General features: G+C 44.4%; 15 protein-coding genes. 3 read left to right on the forward strand and 12 right to left on the reverse strand.

Features of this window, described 5'->3' with window-relative positions; all coding sequences use genetic code 11:
* Nucleotides 1-22 precede the first annotated feature (22 nt).
* The 6 genes from F8N35_RS02060 to F8N35_RS02085 all read right to left on the reverse strand — a co-directional run bounded on the left by F8N35_RS02060 (nucleotide 23) and on the right by F8N35_RS02085 (nucleotide 7921).
* Nucleotides 23-2038, reverse strand: coding sequence for a peptidylprolyl isomerase (locus tag F8N35_RS02060; protein WP_293049685.1), 2016 nt, complete (start codon nucleotides 2036-2038; stop codon nucleotides 23-25).
* 208 nt (nucleotides 2039-2246) lie between these two features.
* Nucleotides 2247-3797 (reverse strand): bifunctional response regulator/alkaline phosphatase family protein, encoded by a 1551-nt coding sequence (locus F8N35_RS02065; protein ID WP_293049686.1) that lies wholly within the window; start codon nucleotides 3795-3797, stop codon nucleotides 2247-2249.
* Nucleotides 3798-3825: 28 nt separating this feature from the next.
* The gene (locus tag F8N35_RS02070; RefSeq protein WP_293049687.1) at nucleotides 3826-4587 is read right to left on the reverse strand and encodes an RNA methyltransferase; all 762 of its coding nucleotides are present in this window, start codon (nucleotides 4585-4587) and stop codon (nucleotides 3826-3828) included.
* A gap of 108 nt (nucleotides 4588-4695) precedes the next feature.
* Complete coding sequence (locus F8N35_RS02075; protein ID WP_293049688.1) at nucleotides 4696-6090, reverse strand: peptidoglycan DD-metalloendopeptidase family protein; 1395 nt, start codon at nucleotides 6088-6090, stop codon at nucleotides 4696-4698.
* 10 nt (nucleotides 6091-6100) lie between these two features.
* Entirely contained in the window at nucleotides 6101-6913 is an 813-nt protein-coding gene (locus tag F8N35_RS02080) for a DUF4292 domain-containing protein (protein WP_293049689.1), read from the reverse strand.
* 33 nt (nucleotides 6914-6946) lie between these two features.
* Nucleotides 6947-7921 carry a polyprenyl synthetase family protein gene (locus tag F8N35_RS02085; protein WP_293049690.1) on the reverse strand — a complete coding sequence of 325 codons (975 nt, stop codon included), beginning with the start codon at nucleotides 7919-7921 and terminating at the stop codon, nucleotides 6947-6949.
* A gap of 160 nt (nucleotides 7922-8081) precedes the next feature.
* On the opposite strand from F8N35_RS02085, the gene F8N35_RS02090 reads away from it, so the two are divergent.
* From F8N35_RS02090 to F8N35_RS02100, 3 genes are all read left to right on the forward strand, one after another.
* Complete coding sequence (locus tag F8N35_RS02090; protein WP_293049691.1) at nucleotides 8082-8612, forward strand: SPOR domain-containing protein; 531 nt, start codon at nucleotides 8082-8084, stop codon at nucleotides 8610-8612.
* An 82-nt stretch (nucleotides 8613-8694) separates the two neighbouring features.
* A complete protein-coding gene (der, locus tag F8N35_RS02095) occupies nucleotides 8695-10008 on the forward strand; it encodes a ribosome biogenesis GTPase Der (RefSeq protein WP_293049692.1) in 1314 nt (437 codons plus the stop codon).
* Nucleotides 10009-10052: 44 nt separating this feature from the next.
* The gene (locus F8N35_RS02100; protein ID WP_293049693.1) at nucleotides 10053-10781 is read left to right on the forward strand and encodes a hypothetical protein; all 729 of its coding nucleotides are present in this window, start codon (nucleotides 10053-10055) and stop codon (nucleotides 10779-10781) included.
* A 14-nt stretch (nucleotides 10782-10795) separates the two neighbouring features.
* Here the strand turns inward: F8N35_RS02100 and F8N35_RS02105 are convergent, their stop codons facing one another.
* From F8N35_RS02105 to F8N35_RS02130, 6 genes are all read right to left on the reverse strand, one after another.
* Nucleotides 10796-11743 (reverse strand): phosphoribosylaminoimidazolesuccinocarboxamide synthase, encoded by a 948-nt coding sequence (locus F8N35_RS02105; RefSeq protein WP_293049694.1) that lies wholly within the window; start codon nucleotides 11741-11743, stop codon nucleotides 10796-10798.
* Between the two features lie 100 nt (nucleotides 11744-11843).
* Nucleotides 11844-12854, reverse strand: coding sequence for a 2-oxoacid:ferredoxin oxidoreductase subunit beta (locus F8N35_RS02110; protein WP_293049695.1), 1011 nt, complete (start codon nucleotides 12852-12854; stop codon nucleotides 11844-11846).
* 10 nt (nucleotides 12855-12864) lie between these two features.
* Nucleotides 12865-14703: a 2-oxoacid:acceptor oxidoreductase subunit alpha gene (locus tag F8N35_RS02115; protein WP_293049696.1), complete on the reverse strand. Its 1839-nt coding sequence runs from the start codon at nucleotides 14701-14703 to the stop codon at nucleotides 12865-12867.
* 222 nt (nucleotides 14704-14925) lie between these two features.
* Complete coding sequence (locus F8N35_RS02120; RefSeq protein ID WP_293049697.1) at nucleotides 14926-16290, reverse strand: citrate synthase; 1365 nt, start codon at nucleotides 16288-16290, stop codon at nucleotides 14926-14928.
* A 131-nt stretch (nucleotides 16291-16421) separates the two neighbouring features.
* Complete coding sequence (icd, locus tag F8N35_RS02125; protein WP_293049698.1) at nucleotides 16422-17678, reverse strand: NADP-dependent isocitrate dehydrogenase; 1257 nt, start codon at nucleotides 17676-17678, stop codon at nucleotides 16422-16424.
* Nucleotides 17679-17791: 113 nt separating this feature from the next.
* The gene (locus F8N35_RS02130) at nucleotides 17792-20044 is read right to left on the reverse strand and encodes an aconitate hydratase (protein ID WP_293049699.1); all 2253 of its coding nucleotides are present in this window, start codon (nucleotides 20042-20044) and stop codon (nucleotides 17792-17794) included.
* Nucleotides 20045-20196: the final 152 nt, after the last annotated feature.

The raw sequence follows: 20196 nt of genomic DNA on the forward strand, positions 1-20196 counted from the left end.
TATGAATTGGAGTTACGTGTAATCAATTTTCTTTTATGCTTTTAAGTGTTTTCTGGTCTATCATGACCGGATATCTGCGTCGTAGTTCTTTCATCCACTGATCTTCCAGATAAGCCTGATAGTCGGATGTGAGGATGCCCATAACGTCGGAATAACTTTCAGGCCCGTTCTTTAACATTTTACCGTATGTAAACACAATTGGATAAGCTTTGTTCGGAACAAAATCTCCTGATTTAAATTCGAATTTGTCTACCGCATTGTTATCTCCTTTGACGTACAAACCTTTTTCAACTTTTGCCACAATTGTGTCTTTGTTGAGCTTCGATGAAAGGTAATTGTCCAATGAATCCTTGGGTGCCTTTGCGATCAGTTCCATCGCTTTTGCTTTGGTTGCTTCGTTTTTACAGGAGATAACCCAGCCTTTGAAACGTGGTTCAGCCCACGTGTAATTACTGCGATAGGTTCTGAAGAAGGATTCAAGCCCTTTGGTGTCTCGGGTTGCCTTATCCCATACTTTTTCATTGCTAATGTTGAACAACAGAATGCCGTCATGGTATTCCCGCATCAGGTTCCCGAATTCGGGATATTCTTTTTCCAGTTGTTCGTCTTTGTAATTGACCAGAGCTGTATTGGTAAACTGCAGGTACTTTTCATCAATCAGTGCCTTTTTGTTTGTTTGCTGACTGTTGGGATGCCGGCTTAGGAAGAAAGCAAAATCACATTGTGTAACATTCTGATCGGCAAAAGTTGCCATGACGCCTTCCATGTGTTCCGTTGCATTGATAAAAGCCGAATCCTTCAGAGAGTATTTTTCTGCCAGCTGATAAAAGGGAGCAAGAGTTGATTCGTTATTTTTGAAATTATATTGCGCCTTCAATTTGTTGATGAAAGACTGAGTGATAATGTTTGCCCGGTCATCACGTTGAATGCGACGTTCGATTTCAGCTCTCTTTTCAGCCAGCGGTTCCAGTTGTTTCGTGTCAATCAGCTTAATGATATGCCAGCCATAAGGCGATAAAACGGGATGACTTATTTCTCCTTTCTGTAGCTGAAATGCTGCATCTTCAAACTCTTTTACCATGTTGCCTGATCCGAACCATGGAAGAATTCCTCCATTGATAGCAGAACTTTTGTCGTCAGAGGCTTTACGGGCTAAAGCCCCAAAGTCGGCTCCGTTTTTTACTTCCCGATAAAGGCTGTCAATCACAACCTTCATTTTGTGTTTTATCGAATCAGGAGCGTCTTTTTGCGTAAACTTCATGATATGAGCTACCTGCAATTTGCCACGCGAAGGGCGACGTCCTTCCACTTTGATGATGTGGAATCCATAAGGAGTTCTTATGGGAGAACTGATCTGACCGACCGGAGTATTGTACGCGACACTCTCGAATGGGTAAATCGTCATGAATCCGGTGATATAACCAAGGTGTCCGCTGTTTTCTGCGGCAGACGGATCTTCTGATTCTTTTCGGGCTACTTCATTGAAGTTCTCGGGTGCGATAATTGTCGCTTTGCATTTGCCAAAAAGTTTGGTGAAGAATCCGCATTTGGGTGTGATTGCACGTGGGGCTCTTGTAATGCGTTCGCGAATAGCAGCGATTTTGTTGAAGGCGGCCAGCGTGTCATCCGATGTCGCATTAGGTGCTACACGGATCAAAATGTGACTTACATCAACGTCTTCCTTAAGCCTGTCGTAAGCTTCTTTGACCAACCGGTTTTGTGTTGCGGTATCGGTAAGATAAACAGAATTGAGCTGACGGCGGTATCCCGACAATTCTTCAAGGAAAGCTTTGGTCGTATCCATGCCGAGTGATTCCGCTTCGAGAACTTTCATTTTGAAATTTTCGAATAAGACCAGATATTCGGCTAAAGACTTTTTGTCGAGTGTATTTTGAGTATTGTTCTTGTTGTAGAGATATTCAAATTCAGACTTGTGGATAGGATTGCCTTTAATTGTCATCAAAACAGGATCTTCTCCGTTTTGTGCAATCAGGCAGCCTGCCATTGCAAAAAAGGTAATCAACAATAGTTGTTTCATGTCTGATAGGGCTTGTAAAATGCCGTCCTGTAATTAGAGGTGCAACCGAATGATTCTTTTAATCCTGAGTTTCAGTTGCTGTTAAAATATTGCCTGCAAATATACGAATTGTTTTCGTTGAGGCAATGTGAGTTTTCTATCTCAATGTGCGTCAATATAGCTCAAAATCACTTAAAAAAGGTAATTCAGAGAGTGCGATCGTCATTGGTCACTTTTTAGAACTCATCGTGACGAACGGAATAAGCATTTCCTCCAGAGAAATGCCTCCATGCTGAAACGTGTTTTTGTAGTAACTGACGTAGTGATTGTAATTATTCGGATACGCAAAGAAATCGTCCTGCATGCAATAGACATACGACGTACTGACGTTCGGAGACGGCAATCCGTATTTGGAGGGTTGAGCCATTTCAAACACTTCCTTTGGGTTGTAATTCAGGTTTTTGCCTGCTTTGTACCGGAGGTTGGTGTTCGTGTTTTTGTCTCCTACAATTTTTACCGGGTTGGTAACTTTGATGGTGCCGTGGTCGGTGGTGACTATTACCTTGTAGTCGCTTTCGGCCAGCGATTTGAATAGATCGTAGGTAGATGAATGGCGAAACCAGGACAACGTGAGTGAGCGGTAAGCTTCCTCGCTATGAGCCAGTTCTCGTATCATTTTCGATTCCGTACGTGCATGTGACAGCATGTCGACGAAATTCAAAACGCATACGTTCAGCTGGTTGTTAGAAAGTTGCGGTATTTTTTCCACCAACTTTTCTCCGGCGGTAGTGTCGAATATCTTGTGGAACGAGAAGCTGTATTTCTTTCGAAAACGTTCAATCTGGCTCTTCAATAACTCTTCTTCGTGAATGTTCTTGTGTTCCTCGTCCTCTTCACTTACCCAAAGATCAGGAAACATCTGCACAATTTGCAAAGGCATCAAACCCGAAAAAATGGCGTTGCGGGCATATTGTGTTGCTGTCGGGAGTATGCTGTAATAAAGTTCTTCCTTGTCAAAGACAAAAAATTCGCTCAGAATCTCTTTGATAAGACGCCACTGATCGAAACGGAAATTGTCAATCAGAATGACAAATACTTTTTCGCCCTGATCGAGCAACGGGAAAATGCGTTTTTTGAAAAGATCGGGGCTTATCAGCGGTCTGTTGTCCGGGTCTTCGAACCATTTTGCGTAGTTGCGTTTAATGAATTTCGCAAAAGCAGCGTTTGCTTCGTTTTTTTGCATCAGCAGCAACTCGTCCATGTTGTTTTCTGCCTCGCTCAGTTCCAGTTCCCAATAAACAAGGCGGCGGTAAACTTCTGCCCAGTCGTCATGAGAGAAAGAGTCATTTATTTGCATGCCGAGCTTGTTGAAGTCGGAGCGATAAGCCGAAGTGGTTTGTTCGGAAATAATCTCTCTCTTGTGAAGATTTTTTTTCAGGGTAAGCAATATCTGACTGGGATTTACCGGTTTGGTGAGATAATCGGCAATTTTGTTTCCGATAGCCATGTCCATGATATTCTCCTCTTCGCTTTTCGTGATCATCACCACGGGAACAGAAGGATCTATCTCTTTGATAAAACCAAGGGTTTCAAGCCCGCTCTGTCCGGGCATGTTTTCATCGAGAAAGATGATGTCAAAACGTTGTTGTCGGCACATTTCCACTGCGTCGGGGCCGTTGGTGGCAGTCGAGACTTCATAACCCTTTTCTTCGAGAAAGAGAACGTAGCCCCGTAGCAGGTCAATCTCATCGTCAGTCCACAGAATTTTATCTTTAGTCATAACGTTAAATTGCAATGTTTTGTTTCATCTATTTGAGGGGTAGTGATCTGCGCCTGAACTCGGAGCAGACGATCGCGGTTGCCACAGCAACATTCAATGACTCGGATGTCTCTCCTCCGTTTGCAAAAGAGGGTATTTCCAACCGGTTTTCGATGTGGCCTGCAACTTTATCGGAAATGCCGTTGCCTTCATTGCCCATGACGATCATGGCGTTGTTGGGCAAGCTGGCGCTATAGATCGAATCACCTCCAAGGAAAGCTCCGAAAACCGGAATCTTCGGTTGAATATCACGGAGAAATTCGGGTAAATCGACAGAATGAATCATTACACGTCCTAACGCTCCCATGGTCGCCTGAACGGTCTTCGGACCAAATGCGTCGGCGGTGTCGGCTGAGCAGAAAATATGCCGTATCCCGAACCAATCGGCCAGTCGGATAATAGTTCCGAGGTTTCCCGGGTTTTGAATGCCGTCTAATGCCAGATAAAGATTGCTTTCCGAGAAGTCCGGAAGCTTATTGTTTTGTGATTTCTTCAAAACAGCAATTACACCCTGCGGTGTTTTTTGAGACGATGCCCTTTCGATTTCTTTGGGTGACGCATAAACGGTTTCGTCAATACGTCCATCGTATTTTTCAGTATCTTCTTTTGGAAGGATAAGTAGTTGACAGTCGAAATATTGTAGCAACTCACGTACACTTTTGGAACCTTCTGCCAGGAAGAGACCGGAAGCATCCCGCTCCTTTTTTTGAGCAAGCGAACGAATGAATTTTATCTGGGAAGCGGATAACATAGATTTAGACAGCATTAGTTGATGGTCAAATATACGATGGATTTCGGAATGACCAACCGAAAGAGACGACCTCTTAACATTTTATAGAGTTCTGTCGGGTATTATGTGTTATCGGGCAAGCCACGATTCGGGGTTCAGCAAGGTTTTGTCTTGCCACAGCATCATGTAAAGCTCTGTCTTCCCACCATTTTCATCATCGACAAAGATCTTTCCTATTCGTTGACGTGGAGAAACGTGGTCGCCTACGTTTACATAAATTGAGGTTAAGTTGGCATACACCGTGCGATAATTTCCATGGCGGATAATGATGGCATTGTTATTACCCGGAATGGCAAAGCGCTGGGTAACAACCCCGTCAAATACGGCACGCGCATCGGAGTTGCGAGGTGCCTGAATGTAGATTCCTTTATTGTTCGTGGTAACGTGTTTCAGAACCGGGTGGGGCTGAATGCCGAAATGACCACGGATGTAGCCTTTTTCTACCGGCCAGGGCAAGCGGCCTCTGTTTGCGGCAAAATTTCCGGAAACAAGCGCTTCTTCTTTTGTCATCATGTCAACGTAGGCTGATGTTGCCGGAAGTGCTGCTGGTGCTGGTTTTGTAGTTTCTACCGGAGTCTGGACTTTTTCTTCTGTAGCAACAGGTTGTTTGGATTTTTTGCCTTGTTTTTTCGCTGCACGTTCAGCTGCTGCTCTATCAGCAGCCGCTTTCTTAGCAGCCGCTGCTTCTCGGGCTTGTTGCTCTTTGCGACGGGCAGCCTCTCTGCGGGCTTCTTCGCGGCGCATTTCTTCCAGAATAGCTCTTTCAATTCGAGCATTCAGAGCATTTGCCTGACGTTGTTGCTTCGAGAGCTGAGTCTGTAGTTCTTTATTTTTCTTTTTTAATTCACTGAGTGATTGATTTTCTTTCGATTGCTCGCTTTGCAATTGCTTGCTTTCCTGTTCTTTTTGGCTCAGCGTTACAACTTTCGATTGTTTGGCCTGAATGATTTCGTTTTGTTTGTGAGTGATTGTTTCCTGAACTCCTAAAATTTCATACGCCTGTTTCTTCCTGTAATCGCTGCTTTCCTGAAGATAGCGCAAACGGCGGTATGCCTGTCCAAAGGATTCGGACGAGAATAAGAAAAGTAATTGGGAGTAGGTGCTTTTACGGATTTGTGCTTCCTGAAGCAGTCGGGCGTAGTCAGCTCTCAACCGCGAAAGTCGTTGTGAAAGTCGCGTTTTTTCTGATTGCAAAGTGTCCATGTGCCGGTCTAAAGCATTAATTTGAAGGCTGAGATTTTCAATCAATACTTTCCGCGATGCAATAGTCTGGCGTATGATGGCGAGTTTTGTTTCTGATGAAGCTGCTGATTTTTTTGTGTCAATAAGCAATTTGTTGGTCATTTTCAGCTCTTCCTGCAATTTTGCTTTTTGAGCCTGCAAGTCCTTTATTGATTGTGAAAAGGCTGGGAATGCAATTATTGCGAGCAATAGAAAAATGACAAAATTCCTTTTTGCGTACATCTGACCGGTTTTAGAATGGAAGAATTTGATCGAGTCCTACACGATTGTAGTCTGACATATTAATTGCGTTGATGTTTAACGGAGTGTTAAATGTGAGCTTGTTGTATGAGATAGTAAAGCCGGCTTGTTTTTCGTTGTGAGATGCTTCGATGGAGCAGAGAGCCGGGAAAACAACTGTGTCAAACGTGCCGAAATCAGAGTAGCTGCAATTGAATTTAGCATCAGACGAGGTTTGTTCAAGTGTCGTTTTATTCAGTTGATATTCTTTTGAAAACTGGTAATCAGCTTTCATGTCTTTATACGACGTAGTCCATTCATACCCGTTGTCAGTAGGTTTCAGGCTGGATGATGCGGAGCTCTCTTCCGGTGCGTTTAGCGGTTGGTTGGATAATAGAGCCTGCACATCTTTAAAACTGATGGCCACACCAAACCGTTTTTGGAAAAAGCTATAGTCGGTCACAAAATAGTTGTGATTGTTTTTGTCAATGATGGTAACTGAGTCGCGACTCAAAACGGCTCTGTACATCTCGATGCCAAGAATGGGCATTATGGAAAGCTGTATCACGCTGTCTTTGATTATCTTGACAGAAGATGATATAGAGTAACTCTTTTCGTGAAATGATAACGTAAACTTACACTTCGCAGCATTCATTGTCGAGAATTGCGGCAAATGCAACTTCGATTGAAAAGCTGATTTTGAAGTGGTGCTTGCGGTTGTTGGCGAGGATGCCGTAATCTTTTTTGCGGCACTGCAGCTGACAATCATTAACAGTGGCAGTAAAACTGCCATAGTATATCTTACAATAAATGTCCTGGTTTGCATTAAGCAGTTTTTAGAAAGTTGAACAACTACCTCTTAGTAGTTTCTGGCAGTAGCAAAGTCCAGAATAGAGATCAGAGCTTCTTTTTCTTCGTTGTCGGGAAATGACGACAAAGCTTCTAAGGCTTTATTTTTATAATAAGCCATTTTCTCTTCAGCATATGTAATACCTCCTTTATCTCTTGCGAATTGCTGGATTTCAGCTATGTACGATTCGTTGGTTGAAATGGACTGTATTTTGAGCAAAATGTCCTGACGTTCGCTTTCTGAAGAGGTTTTGAGGGCATAAATCAGGGGAAGGGTTATTTTTCCTTCTCTTAAGTCGTTGCCTGTCGGTTTGCCGATAATGCTACTATCAGAATAATCAAAAATATCGTCTTTAATCTGGAAGCCAATGCCCAGGTTTTCACCGAATTCGCGCATCCGTTTGATCTGTTCGTTGTCAGCTCCGGCAGATATGGCTCCAACTTCTGTACAAGCAGAGAATAAAGTTGCAGTTTTACGCTCAATAACTTTGAAATAATGAGTCTCGCTAACGGTTTCACCATCTGCTTTGTTGAGCTGAAGGAGTTCACCTTCGGCTAAAAGCTTTCCGACATTTGCAAGGATCATCCAGATTCGGGAATTGTTGATGCCGGTGATAACAAGAAAGCTCGCTGCCAGTAAATAGTCTCCGGATAGAATTGCTGTTTTATTTCCCCACTGGGCATATACAGACGGATTTCCACGACGCTCCTTGGCTTCGTCAACGACATCATCATGCAATAGGCTTGCAGTGTGCATAAGTTCCAGTGCAACAGCAGCCTGTATTGCCGTGTCGTTTATTGTTCCGCACAACTTGCTGCATAACAGAGTCAGTGTCGGACGTACTTGCTTGCCAACATTGGTCAGTAGATATGTGTAGATTTCGGTTAGCTGTTGATTGTCGGACTGAAAAGCAGCTTTAAATTGCTCTTCAAAGCGTAGGAAATCGTTTATAACCGGTTGCTTTATTGCAGCTATATCTTTCATTTACGAGCATTTTCTTTAAGGCACAAAGTTATAAAAAATATCGCTATAAACATTTGGAAAAAAACAAAATGACATTTGTGCCCGGATTGCCAATTCTATTCTAAAAATGTGTATCTTTGTCTCAATTTGTGCGTATTGTGCTGCAAAATATTTTGTTAGTATGCCGAAAAGATCAGTGAAACAACAAGTTGTTGTGTTTAGTGTATTGTTTGTTAGTGTATTATGTGTGTCTGCTCAAAACATTTTCTCTCATTTGGAGAGTAAGGATACCTCTGCAAAAGGCGTCGTTAAAGTTCACCAGGATCAAAGAATTGAGTCTTTGGTGTATGGCGTTAAGAAAAAAGCGGCGACACAAACACAAACAAACGAAAATTCAGTCGGAACTGTCGAATCGTTGGCGGTAGTCAATACGATCGACGTGCCGGGCTATCGGGTACAGGTTTATTCCAGTAATATTCAAAAGACAGCCAAATCAGAGGCTTTCCGGATTGAAGAAGAATTTCAGCAAATGCTTCCGAATGTTCCGGTCTATGTGTCGTATCATTCTCCATTCTGGAAAGTCAGAGCCGGTAACTGCCGTACAATGCAGGAGGCTCTACAGCTGAAATCGGAGATAGGGGAGGCTTATCCTCAGGTGAAACGGGATTTGTACGTGGTACGTGATAAAATTAAAGTTCCGGCAAAACAATAACTACTTTGTTTTGCATTTAGAAACAACCAAAGTCGTTTTTTCAAGTTGATGCGATTGAGCATCAGATTAATAACCATAATTCATGAGCAATATTGTAGCTATCGTAGGCCGACCTAATGTCGGAAAATCAACTCTTTTTAATCGTTTGACCAAAACCCGTAGAGCCATCGTAAACGAAGAAGCGGGCACTACCCGTGATCGTCAGTATGGGAAAGTTGAATGGAACGGAAGAGAGTTTTCCCTGATTGATACCGGAGGTTGGGTGGTGAACTCAAACGATATTTTCGAAGAGGAAATTAAACGTCAGGTTTCTATAGCTATTGAAGAATCTGATGTCGTTCTTTTTGTTGTAGATATTCTGAATGGGATTACCGACCTGGATCTACAGGTTGCAAGTATATTGCGAAGAGGCAAAAAGCCAGTGGTGTTGATCGCAAACAAAGCAGATACTTTTGATTTGCAGTATCAGGCAGCAGAATTTTATGCCTTCGGATTGGGCGATCCGTTTGTGATTTCAGCCGTAAACGGATCGGGAACCGGTGAGCTTCTGGACGAAGTTTTAGCCCATCTGAAAAGCGAGGCCGAAGAGGAGGATCTCGAAGACCTGCCAAAATTTACAGTTGTAGGGCGTCCTAATGCAGGAAAATCATCTCTCGTAAATGCACTGATTGGGGATGAACGTGCTATCGTAACTGATATTGCCGGAACGACAAGAGATTCGATTTATACGCGCTATAATAAATTCGGACATGACTTTTATTTGGTAGATACAGCCGGAATCCGGAAAAAGAGCAAGGTAAATGAAGATCTTGAGTTTTATTCGGTTTTAAGAGCGATACGGGCTATTGAAAGTTCTGATGTTTGTATCCTGATGATTGATGCTACCCGTGGAATTGAGAGCCAGGATTTGAATATATTCTCTCTGATACAAAAAAACCGCAAGGGGTTAGTTGTGTGTGTGAATAAATGGGACCTTGTGGACAGTAAAGAAGTGAAGGATATTAAGGCTTTTGAAAACTCAATTCGGGAACGTTTAGCTCCATTTACGGATTTTCCTATTATATTTACATCGGCGCTTACCAAGCAGCGTATTTTTAAGGTGGTGGAAACCGCAGTTGCTGTTTATCAAAATAAGACCCGAAGAATATCAACTAATAAGTTGAATGAATTCTTCCTTCCTCTGATAGAAAATTACCCGCCACCATCAACTAAAGGTAAGTATATAAAGATAAAATACGTGACGCAGTTGCCCGATACGCAAGTTCCTACATTTGTGTTTTTTGCCAACTTGCCACAATACGTAAAAGATCCATACATAAGGTTCCTCGAAAATAAATTGCGAAGTATGTGGGAATTTACGGGAACGCCGGTGCTATTGTTTATGAGGCACAAATAATATTCGAAACACAACCAAAATCTATAGAGGAATAAAAAAAATTCATGAAATTGAGGGAATATGTAAAGATTATAGCGTTAATGGCTATGATTCTTATAGGGTCATGCTTTAATGTGTCAGCTCAGGGTTATGACTATGAGGCACATGAACATTCCATCTCTGTTGGAATTGGCTATGGTTACATGTTCAGTGATGCGGCAGCTACATATTCGGCACATGGATTTTTCAAAGATTTTATTCAACAGGATGTGGGGACGATATATACGGTTGAATACCGGAAATACCTTATGGCCGGTCTGGCATACGTGGCTAATATCGGATTGCAAAAGTATCAGGGTACCCGCGATTTTACCCGGCATCCCCGCGATTATAAATACTCTGCTTTTATCGGAGAAGTTTCAGGATTGGTAAATTTTGAAATGTTCTCTTTCTTTTCAGAACAACGAATTCCTATTGACTTGTATTTAGTAGGTGGAGTGGGGCTGATTGGAGCCAGTGTTTCCGATCAGAGTTTCTCTCCGACTTCCGGTCGTCCCAATAAGGGTGATAAGCTTTCAAAAAGCGGGGGAGGAATAAATTTTATTGCAGGATTAGGACTGCGTTTTCCCATTACAAAAATCATCGACTTGAGATTTGAAGGGAAGTATCATTTCGGGACAAGTGATTATCTGGATGGGTATTCACCGTATTATTCAAAACACCCCGACCTGATAGTCGAGGGTGTTGTGAAGGTGTCTTATCACTTGCTTGATAAAGCTTGTAATTGCAGATAAAAACCTTGCAGCCCTTAACGGGTTGCAAGATAATTCAATACATTCTTTTCGATTCTTTCCGAAATGTTGGTGGTGTCGGCTTTGTCAAATGATTCACCGGTGATGTTCTCGAACAATTCGATGTAACGTTCGCTGATGCCAGTTACAATTTCTTCGGTCATTTCAGGAACTTTCTGTCCTTCTTTACCCTGAAACCCATTGTCCATCAACCATTCGCGAACAAACTCTTTGGAAAGCTGTTTTTGAGCTTCGCCTTTTTCAAATCGTTCCTGATATCCTTCTGCATAGAAGTAACGCGAAGAGTCGGGGGTGTGAATTTCGTCGATCAGATAGATTTTACCATCGTATTTACCAAACTCATATTTGGTGTCGACCAGGATTAGTCCGCGTTCTGCAGCAATTTCGGTTCCACGGGCAAACAATGCCAGCGTGTATTTTTCCAAAACAGCATACTCATCAGCTGAAACCAAACCTTGTTTGATAATCTCTTCTTTCGAGATGTCTTCGTCATGGAGACCCAATTCAGCTTTAGTTGTCGGAGTGATGATGGGTTGTGGAAATTTTTCGTTTTCACGCATGCCATCAGGTAGCTTTACACCGCAAATTTCGCGAACACCGCTTTTGTAAGCACGCCAGGCGCTTCCGCAAAGATAAGCGCGTACAATCATTTCAACCGGATACGAAGCGCAACGAACACCGACAGTTACCATCGGATCAGGTGTGGCGAGTTTCCAGTTTGGGCAAATGTCAGAGCTGGCATCCAGAAATTTGGCGGCAATCTGGTTCAACATTTGTCCTTTGAAAGGAATTCCCTTCGGTAATACAACGTCAAATGCAGAAATTCGGTCGGTAGCAACCATCACCAAAAGATCTCCGATGCTGTATACATCGCGCACTTTCCCGTGATAGACTCCCGTTTGCCCGGGAAAATTAAATTCAGTGGCTGTTAATGCTTGTCTCATTATGTTTTACGGTTTATACGGTTATAAATGACAAAAGAAATTTACGCGTGGCAAAGATACGCAGTAAATTTCTTTCGTCAATTGTTCATAGTTAATTTTATCAGATTTCCCAGGAATCGAGGCTCTTCAATAAGTCGTCAAAAGTCTTGATCTTAGATTTCGCCTGAACCTCTTCAATTTGTTGAACAAGCTCATCGTTATAGGTGCTTGTGGCGAAATTCCGGATCACGCCCATTGCCACAGGCATATCAGGACCTGTCATGTTAGCCAGTTTCAGATGTAAAGTATTATCTTCGGTAGTGGCATCGTGTACCAGAATGTCTTTCTCTGTGATGCCATTTTCTCCCAAGGTAACCACTTTCAGGTTGAAACCGTCGAGCATGAGACCCTTTTCATTGTCTGCGCCGAAAAGCATTGGTTTTCCGTGTTCCAACGTAATGGTTTTTTCGGCACGGGCTTCTTTGGAGCTGATCTCTTTGTGAGCGCCGTCATTGAAAATAACGCAGTTTTGCAATACCTCTACAACCGAAGTCCCTTTGTGCTTGGCAGCAGCCACCATTACATCGGTCGATCCTTTTGTGTCAACGTCAATGGTACGTGCAAAGAATGTTCCGCGTGCCCCGAAAGTCAATTCTGCAGGACGGAAAGGACGCTCAATCGTTCCGAAAGGAGAAGATTTGGTAATCAATCCTTTTTTTGATGTCGGAGAATATTGCCCTTTTGTGAGGCCGTAAATCTCATTGTTATGCAATACGATGTTGATATCGATGTTGCGACGAACAGCATGAATAAAGTGATTTCCACCGATAGCCAGACAGTCGCCGTCACCGGTGAATTGCCATACGGTTAAATCCGGGTTGGCCGATTTTACACCGGTCGCAACAGCCGCTGCACGTCCGTGAATGGTGTGAAAACCGTATGTGTTCATGTAATAAGTCAGACGGGAAGAACATCCGATACCGGAGATCACCGCTGTCTGAGATGGGTCAACGCCCAGTTCTGCCATTGCTTTGTAAATAGAATTCAAAATGGCAAAGTCACCGCAACCCGGGCACCAGCGAACGTATTGGTCGCTTTTAAAATCTTGAGCTGTATATGTTTGAGAACTCATAATTGGCAGATTAAAGAGATGTTATATGTTCAACGATTTCATGAACTTCAAATGGTTGTCCCTGAACTTTGTTGAATTGAGAAATGGAAATTTCAGGAAGTTGCGAACGGAGATAAGAGGCAAACTGGCCGCTGTTTAATTCGCAAACAACGATTTTCTTGTATTTAGAAAGAACCTCGCGGGTATTCTTTGGTAACGGCATAATGTAGTTGAAATGCGCCAAAGCCGCTTTGTTGCCGGTTTCGTTCAACTTGTCAACTGCCGAACGCAGGTGACCGCAAGTTCCGCCCCAACCCACGATAAGGGTGTCGGCCGAAGCATCGCCGTAAACTTCCAGTTCTGGGATATAATCTGCAATTTTATCAATTTTGGCCTGACGTACGTCAACCATTTTCTGATGGTTTTTCGGGTCGGTCGAGATAGCACCTGTCAGGAAATCTTTTTCAAGACCTCCGACACGGTGATTATAACCCGGAGTTCCCGGAGCCACCCAGTAACGGTTCAGCTTTTCCGGATCGCGCATGTATGCTTTCCATGTTTCGGCAGGTTCTGTCGGACGTGGAGCAACGATAGCGGGATATTCGCTCAGTTTTGGCAATTTCCACAAAGAAGTACCATTGGCAATGAAACCGTCGGTTAACAAGATAACCGGAGTTACATGTTCTACCGCAATTTTAGCCGCCATAAAGGCATAGTCGAAGCAATCGTCCGGTGTTCCGGCTGCAATTACAACCAAAGGACATTCTCCGTTACGGCCGTAAAGCGCTTGCAGAAGGTCTGCCTGTTCTGTTTTGGTAGGAAGTCCGGTAGACGGTCCGCCACGCTGAACATCAACGATCACCAGCGGTAATTCTGCCATCACAGCCAAGCCAATAGCTTCACTCTTCAGTGCCAAGCCGGGGCCCGATGTAGAAGTGGCTGCCAAATTCCCGGCAAAACTTGCACCGATAGCGGTACAGATACCTGCAATTTCGTCTTCCGACTGAACAACACGTACGCCCAAATCCTTGCGTGCAGCAAGTTCGTGCATAACGTCAGTTGCCGGTGTTATAGGATAGCTGCCAAGGAATAGCTGCAAACCTGCTTTTTCTGCTGCTGCAATCAAACCGAAAGCTACTGCTTTATTTCCGTTGATGCTTGTATATCGTCCTTTGTCAATTTCTGATTTGCCGATATGATATGTCGATACAGCAGCATGTGTGTTGCTACCATAGTTGAACCCATCGATCAATACTTTGAGGTTGGCTTGAAGAATAGCCGGTTTCTTTGCAAACTTGGTTTCCAGGAAATGTTGCGCTTTGTCGATAGGACGGTTGAATAACCAACAAGCCAGACCGAGAGCAAACATGTTCTTTGAGCGAACAATCGTTTTGTTGTCAAAACCGCTGTTTTCGAGACTTAGTTTTGTCAGGTCGGTGAGGGGAGCGCCCAGTAATTGAACGTTTTTCAATCCGAGTTCTTCGAATGGATTGTCGGTGACAAAACCTGCTTTTTTCAAGCCTGATTCGTCAAAGGTGTTTTCGTCAAAAAGAATTACACCACCCGGTTTGATAGCTTTTACGTTTACTTTCAAGGCTGCCGGGTTCATAACTACTAAAACATCGGCCTGATCGCCCGGAGTGTTGATTTTTTGTGCACCGAGGTGAACCTGAAAACCTGATACGCCGCCTAGAGTTCCTTGCGGAGCGCGAATTTCGGCAGGATAGTCAGGAAATGTGGAGATTTCGTTGCCAAGAATGGCTGACAAATTGGAAAAAAGTGTGCCGGTGAGCTGCATTCCATCGCCAGAGTCGCCGGAGAATCGAACAACCACTTGATCCAATTCAATTACTTTTGCTGTTTTCGACATGAGGGTTATATTGGTTGTGTAGTTAAATATTTCTTATATAGAATATTATCTCTTTTGAAATAAATTATTTACATGATGCAAAGGTACAAACTATATTGATATTCGATGTTTTTTGGGTATTTTTATTTCAAAAAGATACACATTTTAATCGCATTTATTATTTGTTACAATACGTTAATATTGGATGGTGGCGCCACAGACAGCAACCACCATCTTTTTAGCTTATTTTCGGCTTCGTTGTTCCAGCTCTACGTAATCTTTCCGATCTGCTACGTTTTTATAAGCCGGACGGATAATTCGCTTGCTATCAAAGTTTAGCTCTTCAATCCGGTGTGCCATCCAACCGGCAATACGTGCCATGGCAAAGATCGGAGTAAAGACTTCTTTCGGCAGACCAATCATTTCGTAAACAAATCCGGAGTAAAAGTCAACGTTGGCACAAACGCGCTTGTTAACGTTGTTTCCTTTGAACTCCATAAAGGTTTCCACGCCCAGCTTTTCGATCAGCTCGAGGAATGCAAATTCATCTTCGCGCCCTTTTTCTTTTGCCAAATCGCGGGCCATCACTTTCAAAATTTCAGCACGCGGATCGGAAATGGTATAAACGGCATGGCCGATACCGTAAATGAGACCGGTACGGTTATAGGCTTCTTTGCGGAGCATCTTCAAAAGATATTCTTTGATTTCGGTTTCGTTACTCCAGTCGGAAATGGCCTCTTTCAGGTGGTTGAACATATCAATAACCTTGAGGTTGGCCCCCCCGTGCAATGGTCCTTTCAACGATCCGATGGCCGCAGTTACTGACGAATAGGTGTCGGTTCCCGACGAACTGGTAACACGGATGGTGAAGGTCGAGTTGTTACCTCCGCCGTGATCGGCATGAAGTACCAGTGCCATGTCCAGAATGCGGGCATCCAATTCTGTGTAATTATCCGGCCCTTTGAGCATATATAGAAAATTCTCTGCAATCGAGAGGTTGTCCTTAGGGTGACGAATTGCCATAGTTCTTCCCTGGTAGGTGTGGCGCATGCTGTGGTACGCATAAGCGATAATGGTCGGGAATTTGGCAATAAGCGACACTGCCTGTTTCATCAGGTTCTCGCGCGACGTGTTGTCTGCATCTTCGTCGAAGGTGTACATAATCATGACGGAACGAGCCAGAATATTCATGATATCGTGTCCCTGCAATTGCAGAATGCTGAACTTCGACATGTCTTCGATACGGCGTTGCTCAGAAATCAGTTCGTTGAAAGACTCCAGTTCTTCTTTGGACGGTAAATAGCCTGCCAACAGAAGGAATACAGTTTCTTCGAAACCAAAACGGTGGGTTTTTTGTAACGATTCGGCGATGTCTTCCACGTCAATGCCGCGGTAGATCAATTTGCCGGGAATGGCTTTCAGCGGTCCGCCTTCCTGTCGTTCGTAACCCACAACATCGCCGATGGTGGTCAATCCGACCAATACTCCGGAGTGGTCTTCGTTACGCAGACCACGCTTTACATTATATTTGATAAAAAGCTCGTTGTCGATGTGACTTGTAACTTTAATAGAATCAGTCAGCTTTTTAATGATGTCATCTGTACTCATAACCTTTCATGTTATAAAATTAATACTACAGGTTCTTTCTCTCGTCAGACGCGGGTAATTTCACTCCGGTCTGTTGCTTTGTTAAAATGTGGGGATGCCACAAGATATTTTAGTGTACCAGAATTTTCGATTTATAACAAACTGATCAGCGCATCCGCATATTCGCTTGTCGAAAGCAGGGTGGCATTCTCCGTTTGAGAATAGAGATCTGCCGTCATCTTCCGTTCGGCCATCAGTTTTTCAAGAGCATTTTCGATCAATGTCGAAGCTTCGTTCCATCCCAGATAGTCGAGCATCATTACACCCGATAAGAGTAGCGACGAAGGATTTGCTTTGCCCGTACCGGCAATATCAGGAGCGGTGCCGTGAGTTGCCTCAAAGATAGCATGACCTGAATTATAATTGATGTTTGCTCCCGGAGCTATCCCGATTCCACCCACGCAGGCAGCCAGCTGGTCGGAAACGTAGTCGCCATTCAGATTCATGGTGGCAATTACCGAGTGTTCCTCCGGATGCAGTAACGATTCTTGCAGGAACGCGTCGCAAATCACATCTTTCACAATGATCTTGCCTTCTTTGACGGCATGCTTATAAACCGCATCTGCAGCCTCTTTCCCTTCGCTTTTCTTTATTTGCAGGTATTCGGCCATCGTGAACACTTTATCTCCAAATTCGGCTTCTGCCAGTTTGTAGCCCCAGTTTTTAAAGGCTCCTTCGGTGAATTTCATGATATTGCCTTTGTGAACCAGTGTTACAGAAGGCAATTTGCGGTCGACGGCAAACTGAATAGCGGCACGAACCAGACGTTCAGAGCCTTCTTTCGAGACAGGTTTTACCCCAAAAGAAGATGTTTCAGGAAAGCGGACTTTCTTCACGCCCATCTCTTCGATCAGAAATTTCTTAAACTTCTCACAGTTGGCATCGCCGGTCATGTATTCGATACCGGCATAAATATCTTCGGTGTTTTCGCGGAAGATAAACATGTTGACCTTTTCCGGGTGAATCACCGGAGAGGGAACGCCCTTGAACCAGCGCACCGGACGCAGACAGACGAACAGATCAAGTGTCTGGCGCAGCGCCACGTTCAACGAACGGATGCCTTCACCAATCGGGGTGGTCAGCGGGCCTTTGATGCCGATGAGGTACTCCTGAAAGGCAGTCAGGGTTTCGTCGGGCAACCAGGAGCCGGTTTGCTCGAATGCTTTGCCACCAGCCAACACTTCTTTCCATTCGATGGAGCGTTTGCCGTTATAGGCTTTCGTTACAGCAGCATTGATTACCTTTTGAGCAGCCCCGGTTATTTCGGGGCCAATACCATCGCCTTCAATAAACGGGATGGTAACTATATCGGGTACGGTCAGTTGACCGTTTGTACAAGAAATTTTCATTTACAATTTATTCATTTACGATTTACGATTCTGAAACTGCCGGAATTAAGAAAGTTATGGAAATGAGAAAAGTTACAACCAATTCATTCTCAAATTCCCAAATTTTCACATCCTCAAATCTTCATCATATTCAGCGCACAACCCGCCTTAAACCATTCGATTTGTTCTGTGTTGTAAGTGTGGTTGGCGGCAAAGCTTTCCTCGCTTCCGTCTGCATGATGCAATTTTATCGTCAAAGGCTTGCCCGGAGCAAATTCGGTCAGGCCGAGAATGTCGATCGTATCGTTTTCTTTCACTTTGTCGTAATCGGAAGCATTGGCAAATGTCAACGCCAGCAACCCCTGTTTTTTCAGGTTTGTTTCGTGGATGCGGGCAAACGATTTGCTAAGGATCGCCTTTACTCCAAGGAAACGGGGCTCCATGGCTGCATGTTCGCGTGAAGAACCTTCCCCGTAGTTCTCTTCGGCAACTACAATCGACGAAATGCCTTGGCTTTTCAACGTTTTTGCTACTTGCGACACTTTCCCGTACGAACCGTCAAGCGGATTGAGTACTTCGTTGGTTTTTTCGTTAAAGGCGTTGACGGCCCCCATCAGCAGGTTGTCCGAGATGTTTTCAAGGTGACCGCGGAAACGTAACCATTCGCCTGCCATCGAAATATGGTCGGTGGTGCATTTACCCTGCGTCTTTATCAGAAGAGCCAATCCTTTGTAATCATTGCCGTCCCAGGGCGCAAACGGTTGCAATTTTTGCAGGCGTTGCGAATCGGGAGCAATTTTGACTTCGATAGACGAACCATCGGCAGAAGGTTTCAAACAACCTGATTCAGCCTGGGCAAATCCCTCTAAAGGTAGCTCGTCACCAACAGGTTCCTGCAATTTGATTGCTTTTCCTTCTTTGTTGGTGATGGTGTCGGTCAACGGGTTGAATGTCAGTCGGCCGGCCAATGTCAATGCAGTAACCAGATTCGGCGATGTCACAAAGTGATAGGTGTTCGGGTTGCCATCGGCACGTTTCGCAAAGTTGCGGTTGAACGACGAAACGATAGAGTTCAGCGCCTGAGGATCGTCGGTCTGACGTTTCCATTGCCCGATACAGGGGCCGCAGGCGTTGGCCATGATTAGTCCGCCAAACTGTTCGAACGGAGCCAGCAAACCATCCCGCTCAGCCGTGGCGCGCACTTTCTCCGAACCCGGCGAAAGAATGAATTTCGCTTTCGTTTCTATGTTGTTTTCGTTGGCCTGACGGGCAATCGATGCCGCTTTGGCCAAATCTTCGTACGATGAGTTGGTGCAGGAGCCGATCAGTCCGACTTCCACCGTTTCGGGATAATTTTTTTCCTTGACGATCTTCACGAATTCGGAAATCGGATGGGCTGCATCGGGAGTGAACGGACCGTTGATATACGGCTCCAGTTCGTCGAGATTGATCTCGATTACCCGGTCGTAATATTGTTCGGGAGCAGCAATAGCTTCTGCGTCGGCCTGCAAATCGACAGCTACAGCAGCAGCTTGCTCGGCAATATCGGCGCGTCCGGTAGCTTTCAGATAATAGGCTGTCTTTTCGTCGAACGGGAAGATAGAAGTGGTGGCACCCACTTCGGCTCCCATGTTGCAAATGGTGGCTTTGCCGGTTGCCGACAGAGAGGAAAGGCCTTCGCCGAAATATTCTATAATGGCATTGGTTCCTCCTTTTACGGTAAGGATACCGGCCAGTTTCAGAATTACATCCTTGGGTGAAGTCCAGCCATTCATGCGACCGGTGAGTTTTACCCCGATAAGTTTCGGCATCTTCAGTTCCCAGGGCATGCCCACCATCACATCGACAGCGTCGGCACCACCTACGCCGATGGCAATCATGCTCAATCCGCCGGCGTTGGGCGTGTGCGAATCGGTACCCACCATCATTCCACCAGGGAATGCATAATTTTCGAGTACTACCTGATGAATAATACCGGCACCGGGCTTCCAGAAGTCGATGCCGTATTTTTGGGAAACGGAGAGTAAGAAATCGTATACCTCTTTGTTGGTAATATTGGCCGAATGAAGGTCGTCGGAAGCTCCTACTTTGGCAGTAACCAGGTGGTCGCAATGCACTGATGAAGGAACGGCCGTCTTGCTTTTGCCGGCATTCATAAACTGGAGCAATGCCATTTGAGCCGTTGCGTCCTGCATGGCTACCCGATCGGGAGCAAAATAAGCATAATCTGAACCTCTTTCATAAGATTTGAGTTCTTTTGAGTCAAAGAGGTGAACGTATAATATTTTTTCGGCCAATGTTAAAGGACGGTTCAGGTGTGAACGTACTTCGGTAAGCCGTTTTTGATATTCGGAATAAAAAGTGTTGGGTAGAATGTTGTTTTGCATAAGCGGTAGGTTTTAGTTCCGGAAGGGCTCCGGACGGCAGAAAACACACTCTGATACAGAAAGTAGCTTTATATGAGCCGGTCGGGACGACCGGGAGAACTCATATAAATGGTAAGCAGGTATCAGGAACCACCTTCTACTGATAACCTGGT

It is taken from the genome of Paludibacter sp. (assembly GCF_009712605.1).
In the GTDB taxonomy this organism is placed as follows: Bacteria; Bacteroidota; Bacteroidia; order Bacteroidales; family Paludibacteraceae; genus Microbacter.

Coding starts and splice junctions, on each gene's coding strand:
- F8N35_RS02090 (WP_293049691.1), top strand. CDS start 8,082: ATGCCGAAAAGATCAGTGAAACAACAAGTTGTTGTGTTTAGTGTATTG.
- icd (WP_293049698.1), bottom strand. CDS start 17,678: ATGAAAATTTCTTGTACAAACGGTCAACTGACCGTACCCGATATAGTT.
- F8N35_RS02120 (WP_293049697.1), bottom strand. CDS start 16,290: ATGAGTACAGATGACATCATTAAAAAGCTGACTGATTCTATTAAAGTT.
- F8N35_RS02105 (WP_293049694.1), bottom strand. CDS start 11,743: ATGAGACAAGCATTAACAGCCACTGAATTTAATTTTCCCGGGCAAACG.
- F8N35_RS02065 (WP_293049686.1), bottom strand. CDS start 3,797: ATGACTAAAGATAAAATTCTGTGGACTGACGATGAGATTGACCTGCTA.
- der (WP_293049692.1), top strand. CDS start 8,695: ATGAGCAATATTGTAGCTATCGTAGGCCGACCTAATGTCGGAAAATCA.
- F8N35_RS02075 (WP_293049688.1), bottom strand. CDS start 6,090: ATGTACGCAAAAAGGAATTTTGTCATTTTTCTATTGCTCGCAATAATT.
- F8N35_RS02070 (WP_293049687.1), bottom strand. CDS start 4,587: ATGTTATCCGCTTCCCAGATAAAATTCATTCGTTCGCTTGCTCAAAAA.
- F8N35_RS02080 (WP_293049689.1), bottom strand. CDS start 6,913: ATGCAAACCAGGACATTTATTGTAAGATATACTATGGCAGTTTTACTG.
- F8N35_RS02100 (WP_293049693.1), top strand. CDS start 10,053: ATGAAATTGAGGGAATATGTAAAGATTATAGCGTTAATGGCTATGATT.
- F8N35_RS02130 (WP_293049699.1), bottom strand. CDS start 20,044: ATGCAAAACAACATTCTACCCAACACTTTTTATTCCGAATATCAAAAA.
- F8N35_RS02110 (WP_293049695.1), bottom strand. CDS start 12,854: ATGAGTTCTCAAACATATACAGCTCAAGATTTTAAAAGCGACCAATAC.
- F8N35_RS02115 (WP_293049696.1), bottom strand. CDS start 14,703: ATGTCGAAAACAGCAAAAGTAATTGAATTGGATCAAGTGGTTGTTCGA.
- F8N35_RS02060 (WP_293049685.1), bottom strand. CDS start 2,038: ATGAAACAACTATTGTTGATTACCTTTTTTGCAATGGCAGGCTGCCTG.
- F8N35_RS02085 (WP_293049690.1), bottom strand. CDS start 7,921: ATGAAAGATATAGCTGCAATAAAGCAACCGGTTATAAACGATTTCCTA.